Genomic DNA, 13,843 nt, shown 5'->3' with positions numbered 1-13,843 from the left:
TCTGCCCCCGATCCTTGAGGACCGCCATGTTCAGCCGTGATTTGACTATTGCCAAGTACGACGCCGATCTCTTTGCCGCCATGGAGCAAGAAGCTCAGCGCCAGGAAGAGCACATCGAGCTGATCGCCTCGGAAAACTACACCAGCCCCGCGGTGATGGAAGCCCAGGGCTCGGTCCTGACCAACAAGTACGCCGAAGGCTATCCGGGCAAGCGTTACTACGGCGGCTGCGAATACGTCGACGTGGTTGAGCAGTTGGCCATCGACCGTGCCAAGGAACTGTTCGGCGCCGATTACGCCAACGTCCAGCCACACGCCGGCTCCCAGGCCAACTCGGCCGTTTACCTGGCCCTGCTGCAAGGCGGCGACACCATCCTGGGCATGAGCCTGGCCCACGGCGGTCACCTGACCCACGGCGCCAGCGTTTCCTCCTCCGGCAAGCTGTACAACGCCGTTCAATACGGTATCGATGCCAATGGCCTGATCGACTACGACGAAGTCGAGCGCCTGGCGGTCGAGCACAAGCCGAAAATGATCGTGGCCGGTTTCTCCGCCTACTCGCAGATCCTCGACTTCCCACGTTTCCGCGCCATCGCCGACAAGGTCGGTGCCTACCTGTTCGTCGACATGGCCCACGTGGCCGGTCTGGTCGCCGCTGGCGTCTACCCGAACCCGGTGCCGTTCGCCGACGTGGTCACCACCACCACCCACAAGACCCTGCGCGGTCCACGTGGCGGCCTGATCCTCGCTCGCGCCAACGCCGAGATCGAGAAGAAGCTGAACTCCGCCGTATTCCCGGGCGCCCAGGGCGGCCCGCTGGAGCACGTGATCGCGGCCAAGGCGATCTGCTTCAAGGAAGCGCTGCAGCCTGAGTTCAAGGCCTATCAGCAACAAGTGGTGAAAAACGCCCAGGCCATGGCCGAAGTGTTTATCGAACGCGGTTTCGACGTGGTTTCCGGCGGTACCAAGAACCACCTGTTCCTGCTCTCGCTGATCAAGCAGGACATCTCCGGTAAGGACGCCGACGCCGCACTGGGCAAAGCCTTCATCACCGTGAACAAGAACTCGGTGCCGAACGACCCACGCTCCCCGTTCGTCACTTCCGGCCTGCGTTTCGGTACCCCGGCTGTCACCACCCGTGGCTTCAAGGAAACCGACTGCCGCGAACTGGCCGGCTGGATCTGCGACATCCTGGCTGACCTGAACAACGAAGCGGTGATCGACGCCGTTCGCGAGAAGGTCAAGGCGATCTGCAAGAAGCTGCCGGTTTACGGCGCTTGATAGCGGTTCGCTGAAAGCCCATCTGGCCGACAGGCCGGTAGACTGAAACCAATGCCCCGACTTGTCGGGGCATTGGTGTTTTTGTCCCCTGTAAAAGCAAAGCCTTTACACCTTGCCATCAGCTTTCAGACACAAAGCCGGAAACACCTGTCGGTCACTGACGACTTTTGCCAATACGTCTGGCGATGCGTAAAGGACATGCTGATACCTCATTCAAAACGAGGTTTCAGCCATGATAAAACCCATTATCCGAGGCGCCACACTGGCCGTGTTCAGCATCGCGTTCACCACGGCTGTACACGCAGACACCACCACGGATAACGAGTACAACTGCTTTGCACTCACACCTTCACCCCAAGCCCCCCAAGGCGTCGAAGTCGCCCACGAAAGAATGCTCGCGGCCACCGCGCAAGGCGCGGAAGTCAAAATGGCCCGCAAGTATCTCCAGGCTGAGACGGTTCGCTGCTTCTAGAACCGAAGACGTGCCGTCAACCCGCGGCCACTCGGTCCCCCTCCAAGAGCCCGGCCAGCCATGGCCGGGCTTTTTTTCGCCTGGAGGAAACTCGCCGTCCGTCGCCCCTTCGCAGTAAAGCAGCACCTTGCGGCGGAGCACCATTTTGTGGGAGACGGCTTGCTGGCGATGGCGGTCTGAAGGCTTGCATCGCACTTGCGGGCCTCATCGCCGGCAAGCCAGCTCCTACAGGACCAGCATTACTGGTCAGACCGGTCCAACCAATTTCGCGAAAATACCTTGTTATCCGGGAAAAACCGGGCGTAGACTGACCCCGCACTGGACATACCGGTAAGACCACAACAATTAAGTTCCGAAGCTGCGGCCACCGGCACAGATCACGGAACGCCGACCAGGATCCTCCCCATGCTCAGATGGTGCTCGCGTTCGATTTTCCTTCAGGTTGTCCTTGGACTGGTGCTCGGCATCATCTGCGGACTCGCCCTTCCCGAATTCTCCGTCCAACTCAAACCCCTCGGCGACGGCTTTATCAAGCTGATCAAGATGCTGATCGGACTGATCGTCTTCTGCGTGGTGGTCAGCGGCATTTCCGGTGCCGGCGACCTGAAGAAAGTCGGGCGGATCGGCCTCAAATCGGTGATCTACTTCGAAGTCCTGACCACTATCGCCCTGTTGATCGGGCTGATCCTGGCCTTCTCCACCGGCATCGGCAGTGGCGCCAATATTCACCTGGAGCAACTGTCCAAGGTGGCCCTGGGCGACCTCGCCGACCGTGGCCAGCATATGCGCGGGACCACGCAGTTCCTGATGGACCTGATCCCCAACTCGGTGATCGGCGCCTTTGCCGACAACAATATTCTCCAGGTGCTGCTGTTCTCCGTACTGTTCGGTAGCGCCCTGAACCTGGTGGGCGAGTCGGCGTCAGGCATCTCGCGCTTGATCAATGAACTCAGCCACGTGATCTTCCGCATCATGGGCATGATCGTGCGCCTGGCGCCGATTGGCGTCTTCGGCGCCATCGCTTTCACCACCAGCACCTACGGCCTGGACTCGCTGCGCCAGCTCGGCAGCCTGGTGGCGTTGTTCTACGTGACCTGCCTGTGCTTCGTGCTGGTGATCCTCGGCCTGGTGATGCGCCTGTCCGGCCTGCGGATCCTGCCCTTCCTCAAGTACCTGCGCGAAGACCTGCTGATCGTGATGGGTACTGCGTCCTCGGATGCCGTGCTGCCGCAGGTCATGCGCAAACTCGAGCACCTGGGGATAGGCAGTTCGACGGTGGGCCTGGTGATCCCGACCGGGTATTCGTTCAACCTGGACGGTTTCTCGATCTACCTGACCCTGGCCATCGTCTTTATCGCCAATGCCACCGGCACCCCGCTGGCGCTGAGCGACCTGCTGACCATCCTGCTGGTGTCGCTGATCACCTCCAAGGGCGCCCACGGTATTCCCGGCTCGGCCCTGGTGATCCTCGCCGCCACCCTGACGGCCATTCCGGCGATCCCGGTGGTCGGGCTGGTGTTGGTGCTGGCGGTCGACTGGTTCATGGGCATCGGCCGGGCCATGACCAACCTGGTCGGCAACTGCGTGGCGACCGTGGCCATCGCCCGCTGGGAAAAGGACATCGATGTGCAGCGGGCCCACAAGGTCCTCGATGGCCAGCAAGGTTATGCCTTTACGCCGAGAAAGCCGGCAACACCGGCTCATCAGCAGGAGTTTTGATGCCGGGCGCCCGGGGACGGGCGCCGGTACTGGCCCCTGGCCCGCGAAACAAGCGCCGGCCTCGGGTCGTGGCCTCACCGTTTTATCTGGAGTACACCGTGATTACCTCAACCGTTGTCAATTCAGTCGTAGAAAAACTCCGGGCGGCCCTGGCCCGGGGCCAGTGGCGCCGTGGTGAGATGCTGCCGGGCCAGCGTGAACTGGCCGAACAGCTGGGCATCAGCCGCCCGAGCCTGCGCGAAGCCGTGACCGTGCTGGAAACCCTTGGCCTGGTGCGCTCGATGCCGGGCAAAGGGGTGGTGGTGCTCGACGCCGCCCCCAGCGAAACCTCGGCCGCCCACAGCGGCGTGGCCGACGCCAGCCTCGAAGATGTGCTGCAACTGCGCTACACCCTGGAGCCGTTTATCGTCGGGCTGGTGGCGCAGTCCATCAGCAGCAAGGAAGTCGGCCAGTTGCGCCTGACCCTGATGGACATGCGCGAAGCCCTGGAGGCCGATGACAGCGAAGCCGGGATGAACGCCTACATCGCCTTCCATGAAGAGCTGTTCGCCCTGACCGCCAACCCGATCTTCCAGAACGTGGTGCAACAGACCAGCAACGCCCTCAAGCAGAGCGCCGAGGTCCTGCGCAATTCGCCGGAACACCTGGCCGAACGCCTGCTGGAAAACGAGGCCGTAGTGCGCGCCATCCGCAACAAGAACAGCGCCCTGGCCAGCGCGGAAATGCGTCGCCATATCCTCCAGGAAGGCCGACGCATGGGCATCGAACTCACCATCCCGGACGACCATCTGGGCAGTACCGAGCAATAACCCACCCGCCAAGGGGAGACCGGATATGAACAGCGTTGCGACATCCCTGCCCTTCACCACCCGGCGTACCCTGGTGCCGCCACAGGGCCCGGCTTTCTGCGCCGAGACGCTCTACGCCCAGGTGTTCGAAGACATCCTCGACCGCCAGTTTGCCGAGGGGTTGAGTGAAGAGGCCCTGATACGCGTCTACGGCGCGGGTCGCAGCCAGGTGCGCCGGGTCATGAGCCGTCTGGCGCGGCAACAGATCATTCTTACCCGCCCCAACCAACGCGCCCGGGTCGCCGAGCCGGACGCCGAACAGATCCGCCAGACCCTGCAAGCGCGGCGGCTGGCCGAGATCAGCGTTATCGAGCTGGTTTGCGCCAAGTCCGCTGGACTGACGTTTGCAGCGCTTCGCACGCTGGTCGCCCGTGAACGCCAGAATGCCGAAGCTGGCCGGCAGAACACGGCGACAAGGCTGGGGGGCGAGTTTCATCTGGAATTGGCGAGGATGGCCGGCAACGCCCCCCTGGCGCACTTTCTCAGCGGGCTGGTGCCGCTGACCGGGTTGGCCCTGGCGCAACATTCGGCGCGCAACGAGGACTGGCGAGTACGTGAGGCCATCGTCAATGCCGTGGAGAACGGCAATGCCGGAGTCGGCGTCGAATGGCTGACGGAGTACCTGGATCAGCTTGGCGTCCTGCAGTGGTCCTGAGTCCGCCAAAATCTTCCCAGGAAGCCAGCCGTCCCAGTTAAACGCGGACTCAACCGTGGCGAGCGGGCTTGCCTTAATGCCGTTCATGTCGAGGGGAATGGAATATTGAAAACGCCACTTAACCTGTAGGAGCAGGGCTTGCCCGCGAAGCTTTTAGCGATCTTGAGGCCCCCTTCGCTGGCAAGCCATGCTCCTACAAGGACGGTGTTCGGCCTTAACTGAACGGCATCAGGGTTTGCCCAGTCACCACAGTGCTCACATCAAGCCGTCGCGACCTTCGCAAAGCCTTCGCGAATCTTCTCTTCCGGCAGGTCATCGGCAATAAACACGATCACGCTCTCCCGCGCCGCGCCCTCTTCCCACTCGGTGTCCCAGTCGAAACCGTACAGCCTGAGCACCCCCTGGAACACCATGCGCCGGGGCTCACCGGCGATATTCAACACGCCCTTGTAGCGCAGCAACTGTTTGCCGTGATCTTCCAGCAGTTCGTTCATGAACTCGCTGAGCTTGTCGATATCCAGCGGCTGGTCGGTACGCAGCACCAGGCTGGAAATACGGTCGATGGATGCGGCCTTGCTGACCGGACGCAAACTCAAGCCGCCACCCAGGTCGGCATTGAGATTGAAGCCGCGCACATCGAGCAGTTCGGCCAGATCAATGTTGCCGTGCTCGACGATACGGATCGGTGCCCGGCGATTGATCCGCGTCAGCCGTTCGCTCAAGGCCGTAAACGTCGCTTCATCCACCAGGTCACGCTTGCTCACCAGCAGCCGGTCGGCAAAACCGATCTGCGCCTGGGCGATGGCCTGGGTCAGGTGGTGCTCGGCATGGGCCGCGTCCACCAGGGTGATGATGCCGTCGAGCAGATAACGCTCGCGCAATTCCTCGTCGATAAAAAAGGTCTGCGCCACCGGGGCCGGGTCGGCCAGACCGGTGCACTCGATCACCAGTCGGTCGAAGGCGATTTCGCCGCTGTCCAGGCGCTCCAGCAGCAGATACAGGGCCTTGGTCAGGTCAGTGTGAATGGTGCAGCAGACGCAGCCGTTGGACAGCGTCATCACTTGCACCGGCTCGGCACCCAGCAGTTGGGTGTCGATGCCGGCGTCGCTGAATTCGTTCTCGATCACGGCGATTTTCAGGCCGTGCTCGGCTTTGAGCAGATGGCGCAGCAAGGTGGTCTTGCCGGCGCCGAGGAAACCGCTCAGGACGGTCACAGGAATAGGAACTGACAAACAGAAATCTCCCATACGCTAAAAAAACGATGGGAGCCCGGCTTGCCGGCGATGGCGTCCGCAAGATCGCCATCGCCGGCAAGCCGGGCTCCCACAGTGACAGTGTTCAGCCTTGAATAACCCGGTACGCCCTCAAGAGAGCGCCACCCGGGTCAACAGCACTTCGGCCCGCCCTTGCCCCCATAACGGGCTTCCTGGCGTTCCCGGAAGAACGCCTCGTAGGTCATGACCGGCTTGTCCGGGTGCTTGTTCTGCATATGCTCGACGTAGGTGTCGTAGTCGGGCATGCCGACCATCAGGCGCGCGGCCTGACCGAGGTATTTACCGAGGCGACTCAGGTCGTTGAACATGGCGGTATTCCTCTTTTACGCTTCAGGCACGGCCTGGAACGGGGTTTCTTTGTCCGTGCGTTCCTTGTTGCCCCAGGCCGAGACACCGACCTTGATGGCATAGAACAGCACACTGAATACCACAAACAGGAAGAGTGCCGTCAACGCCGCGTTGGTATAGGCGTTGAAGATCACGTGCTGCATCTGGTTGATGTCCTTGGCCGGGGCGATCACCTGCCCTGCCTCCAACGCTACGCTGTATTTCTTCGCCAGGGAAAGGAAACCGATGGCCGGATTGGCATCGAACAGCTTGATAAAGCCAGCGGTGGTGGTACAGATCAACAGCCAGGCGGCAGGCAGCAAGGTCACCCAGATATAGCGCTGGCGTTTCATCTTGATCAGCACCACGGTGCCGAGCATCAGCGCGATACCGGCCAGCATCTGGTTGGAGATGCCGAACAGCGGCCACAAGGTGTTGATGCCGCCCAACGGGTCGATCACGCCTTGATACAGCAGGTAACCCCACATGGCCACGCAGCCGGCGGTGGCGATCAGGTTGGCGGTCCACGACTCGGTGCGCTTGAGCGCCGGGACGAAGGAGCCGAGCAGATCCTGCAACATGAAACGTCCGGCACGGGTACCGGCATCCACCGCCGTCAGGATAAACAGTGCTTCGAACAGGATCGCGAAGTGGTACCAGAACGCCATGCTGTTCTCACCGGGGAGGACATGGTGGAGGATCTGCGCGATACCGACCGCCAGGGTCGGCGCACCGCCGGCACGTGACAGCACGGTGGTTTCACCGATGTCCTTGGCCACGGCCAGCAGGGCGTCAGGGGTGATCGCAAAGCCCCAACTGGTGACGGTCTGTGCCACCGTCACCACATCACTGCCGACCGCCGCCGCCGGGCTGTTCATGGCGAAGTACACGCCTGGCTCGATCACCGAAGCGGCGACCATCGCCATAATGGCCACAAAGGACTCCATCAGCATGCCGCCGTAACCGATGTAGCGGGCGTTGGTTTCCTTGTCCAGCAGCTTGGGCGTGGTCCCCGAGGCAATCAGCGCGTGGAAGCCCGAGACAGCACCACAGGCGATGGTGATGAACAGGAACGGGAACAGGCCGCCTTTCCAGACCGGACCTGTGCCGTCGACGAACTGGGTCAGCGCCGGCATTTTCAGCACGGGCATGGTGATCAGGATGCCGATCGCCAGGGCGATGATGGTGCCGATCTTGAGAAAGGTCGACAGGTAGTCGCGCGGCGCCAGGATCAGCCAGACCGGCAACACTGCTGCCACAAAACCGTAACCGACCAGCATCCAGGTGATCTGTACGCCAGTGAAGCTGAAGGCCTTGGCCCACACAGGGTCGGCGGCAATCTGCCCGCCCAGCCAGATCGAGCCGAGCAACAGGAGCACGCCGACAATGGAGATTTCACCGATGCGGCCCGGGCGGATATAGCGCATGTAGATGCCCATGAACATCGCGATCGGGATGGTCGCCATCACCGTGAAGATGCCCCATGGGCTCTCGGCCAGGGCCTTGACCACGATCAGCGCCAGCACCGCGAGGATGATGATCATGATCAGGAAGCAGCCGAACAGGGCGATGGTCCCCGGCACGCGGCCCATTTCCTCACGGACCATATCGCCCAGGGAACGGCCGTTGCGGCGGGTGGAGAGGAACAGGACGATAAAGTCCTGCACCGCACCGGCCAGGACTACACCGGCGATCAGCCAGAGCGTGCCAGGCAGATACCCCATCTGCGCCGCCAGCACCGGCCCGACCAACGGTCCCGCGCCGGCGATGGCCGCGAAGTGGTGACCGAAAAGAATGTGTTTGTTGGTCGGCACATAGTCCAGACCGTCATTGTTGAGCACCGCCGGCGTGGCCCGATTGGCATCGAGCTGCATGACATTGTTGGCGATGAACAAACTGTAGTAACGATAGGCAACCAGATAGATCGCCACAGCGGCGACCACGATCCACAAGGCGTTGATCGCCTCGCCGCGGCGCAAGGCCACTACGCCCAGGGCGCATGCTCCAACGATTGCCAGCAGCAGCCAGGGTAGGTGGCGTAGCGGGCTATTATTATTTTTCATTTTTATATTCCAGCCAGAGAGGACAAGAAAGACAGCTACCTTGAGTTTAGCGCCAACAGGGCCAAAGGCCATACCCGACATTGCTCGAGAACGGCTTTTTTGCCCCGGCGCGATGGCTTGCAATAGCCACCCACCCTGGCCCACGGCAGCACAAATCGTGTGGTATCCGGCTATACATTCGCTCCTGCTGGCTGTGGAGGCTATAGTCAGTGAATACGCCAAGGAGCCACGTCATGAGCGACCCGCATTCCAATCGACGCCAATTCAAACGTATTGATTTCGACGCCGACACCACCCTCAGCCAGGGCTCCACCGTCTGGTCGGCGCATCTGATCGACCTGTCGCTCAAGGGGCTGCTACTTCAGCGACCCGGCACTTGGGATGACAGCAACGAGGGCATCTTCCGCGTCGACATTCGCCTGGCGGCAAACGCCCATGTCGAAATGGACGCCGAACTGGTGCACCGGGAAAAAGACCACCTGGGCTTCAAGTGCCTGCATATCGGCCTGGAATCGATCCAGCACCTGCGGCGCCTGATCGAGTTGAATCTGGCCGACGCGGCGGAACTCGAACGGGAACTGGGCGCCCTGATCGAGCTGTAAACAAAGCCATACAAAAATTGTGGGAGCCGGCTTGCCGGCGATGCGGCGGTGAGTACACCCTCGCAATCACTGGCAAACCCGCACCGGCACCATCAGGGAAACGCCGAGCGCTGCGGAAAATCGCTCTCGGTGTCCCAATACCCCGCCTCTTGTCGCGACGACAATTGCCAGGCGCCGTTCTTGAACCGATAAGTCCGGTAGGTGGTGACGAACTCTTCATCCTCGCTCGCCGGCGACGAGGACACCTGCTGGATCTGTGCCACGCCGTCCGCCGTCGGCGCGCCGACCTGCCAGGCCGCCTTGCCGGTCTGGGCCAGGAACAGCGCCTCGCTCTTGCCCTCCGCCGTCCGATAGACCGTGGCGTTGAGCTTGCCCGTCGACGGCATCAGTACCTGGGTGGCCGGACCGCTGTAGGTGCCCATCGGTGCCGTTTCATCGATGGTCAGGAAATAGGCCGGGGCCGGCAGACCCACCAGGGGGGCTTTCTCAACCGTGGCCAGCGGATAACCCAGGCTTTTGTTTTCCAGCGCCTCACCGGAGGCCGCCAGCAAGCGCACCTGGGCGTCGACGAACGGCTTGTTCTCGACATCCGCGGCGAGCACCTGGTCATCAATACTTTCCGGTTCCGTACCGTTGCCCCACAGGGCGCGATGCAGGTCAGGAGTCATCCGCACGTCCTCCAGTATCTCCAACACCTGCCCGTTATCGATCGGCAGTTGCTGGGCCACGCGATAACCGGCGGGCACCTCTGTCGCCCCTGCCAAGCCGCACCACACGGCCAATCCCAACCCCAGCACGGCCGAGTTGAAACCTTTCATCCTTTGACTCCCTTCCCAATAGGTCGATTGATAGATGAAGCGATCATTATTCAAACAACGCATCCAAAGCCTGCTCCAACCGCGTCACCGCGATGATCACCAGCCCCGGCGGCGCTTCTTTCGGCGCATTGCCCTTGGGCACGATGGCCCGCTTGAAACCATGCTTGGCCGCCTCTTTAAGACGCTCCTGGCCGCTGGGCACCGGCCGCACTTCGCCGGACAAGCCTACCTCGCCGAACACCAGCAGGTCGTGGGGCAATGGCCGGTTGCGCAGGCTGGACATGATCGCCGCCAGCAGCGCCAGGTCCGAGGCGGTCTCCAGGACCTTGACCCCGCCGACGACGTTGAGGAACACATCCTGGTCGTGGGTCGGAATCCCGCCATGGCGGTGCAGGACCGCCAGCAGCATCGCCAGGCGATTCGGGTCCAACCCGAGGGTGACCCGGCGCGGGTTGGCCAGGTGACTGTCGTCCACCAGGGCCTGCACCTCCACCAGCATCGGTCGGGTGCCTTCCCAGGTGGCCATGACCACACTGCCCGGCACTTCTTCCTGGGCCCGTGTCAGGAAAATCGCCGAGGGGTTGGAGACTTCCTTCAGGCCACGGTCGGTCATGCCGAACACGCCCAGTTCATTGACCGCCCCGAAACGGTTCTTCACCGCGCGCAACAGGCGCAGACGGCCATCGGACTCGCCTTCGAAATACAACACGGTGTCGACCATGTGCTCGAGCACCCGCGGCCCGGCCAGGGCGCCTTCCTTGGTCACGTGACCGACCAGGAAAATCGCCGTGCCGCTCTGCTTCGCATAACGCACCAGCAGCGCCGCGCTCTCGCGGACCTGGGACACGCCGCCCGGCGCCGATTGCAGTTGCTCGGTGAAAATGGTCTGGATCGAGTCGATCACCATGACCTTGGGTTTTTCCACCCGGGCGGTGGCAATGATGGTTTCGATGCAGGTCTCGGTCATCACCCGCAGTTGGTCCTGGGGCAGGCCCAGGCGCCGGGCGCGCATGGCGACCTGTTGTTGCGACTCTTCGCCGGTGACATACAGCGCCGGCATGCGCGTGGCGAGATTACACAGGGTCTGCAGCAGAATGGTCGACTTGCCGATGCCCGGGTCGCCACCGATCAGCACCACCGAGCCGTCCACCAGGCCGCCGCCGAGCACTCGGTCGAGTTCCCCGGACGCCGTGGAAAAACGCGGGATTTCCTCGACGCTGACTTCGGCCAGGGTCTTGATCTGCGCCTGTTGCCCGGCCCAGCCGGTGCGACCGCTGGGCGGCGCGGCACCACCGCTTTCCACCATCGTCTCGGTCAGGGTGTTCCAGGCCCCGCATTCACCGCACTGGCCGGCCCACTTGGGAAAGGTCGCGCCGCACTCGGTGCAGCCGTACATGCGCTTGGCCTTGGCCATCTGAACCCCCACGCAAAACCGCGATGATAGCTCAGCTGGCGGCGATCAGCGCGGCGCCGGTGTGCGGATTTCGCCGTCCGCCAGACGCGCCGCGCTATTGCCCAGGGGATCTTCGGCGTCGAGGTTGGCACCTTTGGCCGCCAGGGCGTCGAGCAACCCGGTACGTTTGAACAACCCGGCGTACATGGCCGCCGTCTGGCCGGCGCCGTTGCGTTGGTCCGGGTTGCAGTCGGTGGCGAGCAGGCGCCGGGCGATGCTCACCTCGCCCTTGAAGATCGCGCCCATCAACGCGGTGTTGCCGCGTTTGTCCTGGGTGCAGGCATTGGCTCCGGCGGCCAGCAGGCGTTCGACCGCCGGGCCCTGGCCATGATAGGCCGCCAGGATCAGCGCGGTGTAGCCCTGGTCGTCCTGGGTATCGAGGCTGTAACCGGCGTCGATAAAGGTGTTGAGCATCTCGACGTCGCCACGGCGGGCGGCATCGAAATAGTAATCCTTGAGCTGCGCCTGGAGGGCCGCAGGGTCAGTGGGAACAGTGGATTCCTGGGCTGAAGCCGCGAAGGCACAGGTCAGTAAAAGCAGGAAAGCATAAATACGCATAGTGATGCTCCTACGACGGGCGCGCCGCCGCAATGACGGCTCCAGGGATCCTGGCAACACGGGACTTTGCGGTGATACACCGACCTGTGGGAGCCGGCTTGCTGGCGATGAGGCCCTTGAGACTTGCATCGCCTGATCGGCCGCTATCGCCAGCAAGCCGGCTCCTACAGGATTTGTGGTGTTTTCAGGATCGGGTCAGGCTTGAGTGACAGACCTCAATCCGCCAGCTTCGCCGCCAACGCCTTGACCCGTGCCAGGTCACCCTTGGCCACCTTGGTCACCCCCGCGCCATACTCCGGGTCGGCCTTGTAGAGAAACGACAGCATGATGTGCTTGCTCTCATCGTCGGTGTCCGCCAGGGAACCGCCGAAGCTCTCGATCAGGTCCTGCTTTTCCTTCTTGCTGTAGGAACGGTACAGGTCACCGGCCTGCTTGAAGTTCTGCTCGCGCTGGATCTTCGCCTGCTGGGTGCTGCCGGCCAGGGCCAACTGGCTGTAGCGGGCCGCCTGCGGCTCCTCGCGAGGCAACAGGCGGCTGGGCTGGTAATTCACCCCGGTGCTGCTGTGGCCGCTGTTCATCGCCCCATCCTGATTGCCGTTGTTGACCGCGACTTTCGGCGCGTTGATCGGCAACTGCAGCGCGTTCGGCCCCAGGCGATACATCTGGGTATCGGCATAGGAAAAGACCCGGCCCTGCAACAGCCGGTCCTCGGACGGCTCGATACCCGGCACCAGGTTGGCCGGGGCCATGGCCACCTGCTCGGTTTCCTGGAAGACATTCGCCGGGTTACGATCCAGCACCATCTGCCCGACCCTGCGCTCAGGCACCCCCGGCCAGATCTTGGTGGCGTCCAGCGGATCGAAGTCGAACTTGCCCAGGTCCTCTGGCTTCAGGACCTGGACATAAAGATCCCACTTAGGAAACTCGCCCTTGTTGATATGCGCCACCAGATCGTGGGTCATATGGCTGTAATCCTTGCCCTGCACTTCGACCACCGATTTTGGATCCAGGTTTCGAATCCCTTGCAGACTCTTCCAATGGAACTTGACGTAATGCACGTCGCCCTTGGCATTGATCAACTTGTAGGCGTGCACACCGTTGCCATCCATCTCCCGGTAACTGGCCGGCGTGCCGGAGTCCGAGTACAGCTCGGTCAGCGTGCGAGTGGCTTCAGGGACATGGGAGAAAAAGTCGAAGCGCCGCGAGTCGTCATCGAGATTGGTCCGCGGATCGGGCTTGAAGGCATGCACCATGTCCGGGAACTTGATGGCATCGCGAATGAAGAAGGTCGGGAAGTTGTTGCCCACTAGGTCCCAGTTGCCTTCGCTGGTATAGAACTTGGTGGCAAAGCCGCGCGGGTCGCGCAGGGTTTCCGGCGAATGATTACCGTGCACCACTGCGGAGAAACGCACGAATACCGGCGTGGCACTGCCGGCGGCAAAGACCTTGGCCTTGCTCAGGTCGCTCAGGTCATCGGTGACGGTAAAGGTGCCATGGGCACCGGTGCCGCGCGCATGCACCACACGCTCCGGAATACGCTCACGGTCGAAGCGCTGGAGTTTCTGGATCAGTTGCACGTCCTGCAGCAGCACCGGCCCGGCGGCGCCGGCGGTCTGCGAGTTCTGGTTATCGCCGACCGCGGCACCGTTATCACGGGTCAGGGTCGCGGCGTGGACGGACAGGGATAGTAGGCTGGCGCTCAAGACGCACAGCACGCGCCTTGAAGAAACGCTTCCAAGGGCAGGAATGATGTTCATGTCGGACTCCTCTGGTT

The 13,843-nt window shown here is 62.3% G+C and carries 13 protein-coding genes; 6 read left to right on the top strand and 7 right to left on the bottom strand.

What is annotated here, in order from left to right:
- Positions 1 to 26 precede the first annotated feature (26 nt).
- From glyA to M5B42_RS26575, 5 genes are all read left to right on the top strand, one after another.
- Positions 27 to 1,280 (top strand): serine hydroxymethyltransferase, encoded by a 1,254-nt coding sequence (gene glyA / locus M5B42_RS26595; protein ID WP_103497057.1) that lies wholly within the window; start codon positions 27 to 29, stop codon positions 1,278 to 1,280.
- Positions 1,281 to 1,512: 232 nt separating this feature from the next.
- A complete protein-coding gene (locus tag M5B42_RS26590; protein WP_178130025.1) occupies positions 1,513 to 1,752 on the top strand; it encodes a hypothetical protein in 240 nt (79 codons plus the stop codon).
- Between the two features lie 405 nt (positions 1,753 to 2,157).
- Entirely contained in the window at positions 2,158 to 3,471 is a 1,314-nt protein-coding gene (locus M5B42_RS26585) for a C4-dicarboxylate transporter DctA (protein WP_248747479.1), read from the top strand.
- Between the two features lie 98 nt (positions 3,472 to 3,569).
- Positions 3,570 to 4,280: an FCD domain-containing protein gene (locus M5B42_RS26580; RefSeq protein ID WP_248747478.1), complete on the top strand. Its 711-nt coding sequence runs from the start codon at positions 3,570 to 3,572 to the stop codon at positions 4,278 to 4,280.
- A gap of 25 nt (positions 4,281 to 4,305) precedes the next feature.
- Positions 4,306 to 4,974, top strand: coding sequence for a GntR family transcriptional regulator (locus tag M5B42_RS26575; RefSeq protein WP_248747477.1), 669 nt, complete (start codon positions 4,306 to 4,308; stop codon positions 4,972 to 4,974).
- A 260-nt stretch (positions 4,975 to 5,234) separates the two neighbouring features.
- On the opposite strand, the gene yjiA is transcribed toward M5B42_RS26575, so the two are convergent.
- The 3 genes from yjiA to M5B42_RS26560 form a co-directional block, all read right to left on the bottom strand.
- Positions 5,235 to 6,221, bottom strand: coding sequence for a GTPase (yjiA, locus tag M5B42_RS26570; protein WP_248747476.1), 987 nt, complete (start codon positions 6,219 to 6,221; stop codon positions 5,235 to 5,237).
- Positions 6,222 to 6,358: 137 nt separating this feature from the next.
- Positions 6,359 to 6,556 carry a YbdD/YjiX family protein gene (locus tag M5B42_RS26565; protein WP_017123431.1) on the bottom strand — a complete coding sequence of 66 codons (198 nt, stop codon included), beginning with the start codon at positions 6,554 to 6,556 and terminating at the stop codon, positions 6,359 to 6,361.
- A gap of 15 nt (positions 6,557 to 6,571) precedes the next feature.
- Positions 6,572 to 8,638, bottom strand: coding sequence for a carbon starvation CstA family protein (locus M5B42_RS26560; protein ID WP_177099320.1), 2,067 nt, complete (start codon positions 8,636 to 8,638; stop codon positions 6,572 to 6,574).
- 233 nt (positions 8,639 to 8,871) lie between these two features.
- Between M5B42_RS26560 and M5B42_RS26555 the strand changes: the two genes are divergently transcribed.
- Positions 8,872 to 9,240, top strand: a complete 369-nt coding sequence (locus M5B42_RS26555) for a PilZ domain-containing protein (RefSeq protein ID WP_152741773.1) — start codon at positions 8,872 to 8,874, stop codon at positions 9,238 to 9,240.
- A 92-nt stretch (positions 9,241 to 9,332) separates the two neighbouring features.
- Here M5B42_RS26555 and M5B42_RS26550 read toward each other — a convergent pair whose 3' ends face one another.
- The 4 genes from M5B42_RS26550 to katB form a co-directional block, all read right to left on the bottom strand.
- Positions 9,333 to 10,058 (bottom strand): hypothetical protein, encoded by a 726-nt coding sequence (locus tag M5B42_RS26550; RefSeq protein WP_177099318.1) that lies wholly within the window; start codon positions 10,056 to 10,058, stop codon positions 9,333 to 9,335.
- A 46-nt stretch (positions 10,059 to 10,104) separates the two neighbouring features.
- Positions 10,105 to 11,472 carry a DNA repair protein RadA gene (gene radA / locus M5B42_RS26545; RefSeq protein ID WP_100941462.1) on the bottom strand — a complete coding sequence of 456 codons (1,368 nt, stop codon included), beginning with the start codon at positions 11,470 to 11,472 and terminating at the stop codon, positions 10,105 to 10,107.
- Positions 11,473 to 11,517: 45 nt separating this feature from the next.
- Positions 11,518 to 12,069 carry an ankyrin repeat domain-containing protein gene (locus M5B42_RS26540; RefSeq protein ID WP_248747475.1) on the bottom strand — a complete coding sequence of 184 codons (552 nt, stop codon included), beginning with the start codon at positions 12,067 to 12,069 and terminating at the stop codon, positions 11,518 to 11,520.
- A gap of 215 nt (positions 12,070 to 12,284) precedes the next feature.
- Entirely contained in the window at positions 12,285 to 13,826 is a 1,542-nt protein-coding gene (gene katB / locus M5B42_RS26535; protein ID WP_248747474.1) for a catalase KatB, read from the bottom strand.
- Between the last annotated feature and the right edge of the window lie 17 nt (positions 13,827 to 13,843).

It is taken from the genome of Pseudomonas sp. MWU12-2037, assembly GCF_023242345.1.
Lineage (GTDB): Bacteria > Pseudomonadota > Gammaproteobacteria > Pseudomonadales > Pseudomonadaceae > Aquipseudomonas > Aquipseudomonas gingeri_D.
The sequence above is the reverse complement of the archived record's forward strand: the minus strand, read 5'-3'. Positions and strand labels throughout refer to the sequence as shown.

Excerpts from the sequence above, each read along its gene's own strand:
- glyA (WP_103497057.1), top strand. The coding sequence starts at position 27 with ATGTTCAGCCGTGATTTGACTATTGCCAAGTACGACGCCGATCTCTTT.
- M5B42_RS26590 (WP_178130025.1), top strand. The coding sequence starts at position 1,513 with ATGATAAAACCCATTATCCGAGGCGCCACACTGGCCGTGTTCAGCATC.
- M5B42_RS26585 (WP_248747479.1), top strand. The coding sequence starts at position 2,158 with ATGCTCAGATGGTGCTCGCGTTCGATTTTCCTTCAGGTTGTCCTTGGA.
- M5B42_RS26575 (WP_248747477.1), top strand. The coding sequence starts at position 4,306 with ATGAACAGCGTTGCGACATCCCTGCCCTTCACCACCCGGCGTACCCTG.
- yjiA (WP_248747476.1), bottom strand. The coding sequence starts at position 6,221 with ATGGGAGATTTCTGTTTGTCAGTTCCTATTCCTGTGACCGTCCTGAGC.
- M5B42_RS26565 (WP_017123431.1), bottom strand. The coding sequence starts at position 6,556 with ATGTTCAACGACCTGAGTCGCCTCGGTAAATACCTCGGTCAGGCCGCG.
- M5B42_RS26560 (WP_177099320.1), bottom strand. The coding sequence starts at position 8,638 with ATGAAAAATAATAATAGCCCGCTACGCCACCTACCCTGGCTGCTGCTG.
- M5B42_RS26555 (WP_152741773.1), top strand. The coding sequence starts at position 8,872 with ATGAGCGACCCGCATTCCAATCGACGCCAATTCAAACGTATTGATTTC.
- M5B42_RS26550 (WP_177099318.1), bottom strand. The coding sequence starts at position 10,058 with ATGAAAGGTTTCAACTCGGCCGTGCTGGGGTTGGGATTGGCCGTGTGG.
- radA (WP_100941462.1), bottom strand. The coding sequence starts at position 11,472 with ATGGCCAAGGCCAAGCGCATGTACGGCTGCACCGAGTGCGGCGCGACC.
- M5B42_RS26540 (WP_248747475.1), bottom strand. The coding sequence starts at position 12,069 with ATGCGTATTTATGCTTTCCTGCTTTTACTGACCTGTGCCTTCGCGGCT.
- katB (WP_248747474.1), bottom strand. The coding sequence starts at position 13,826 with ATGAACATCATTCCTGCCCTTGGAAGCGTTTCTTCAAGGCGCGTGCTG.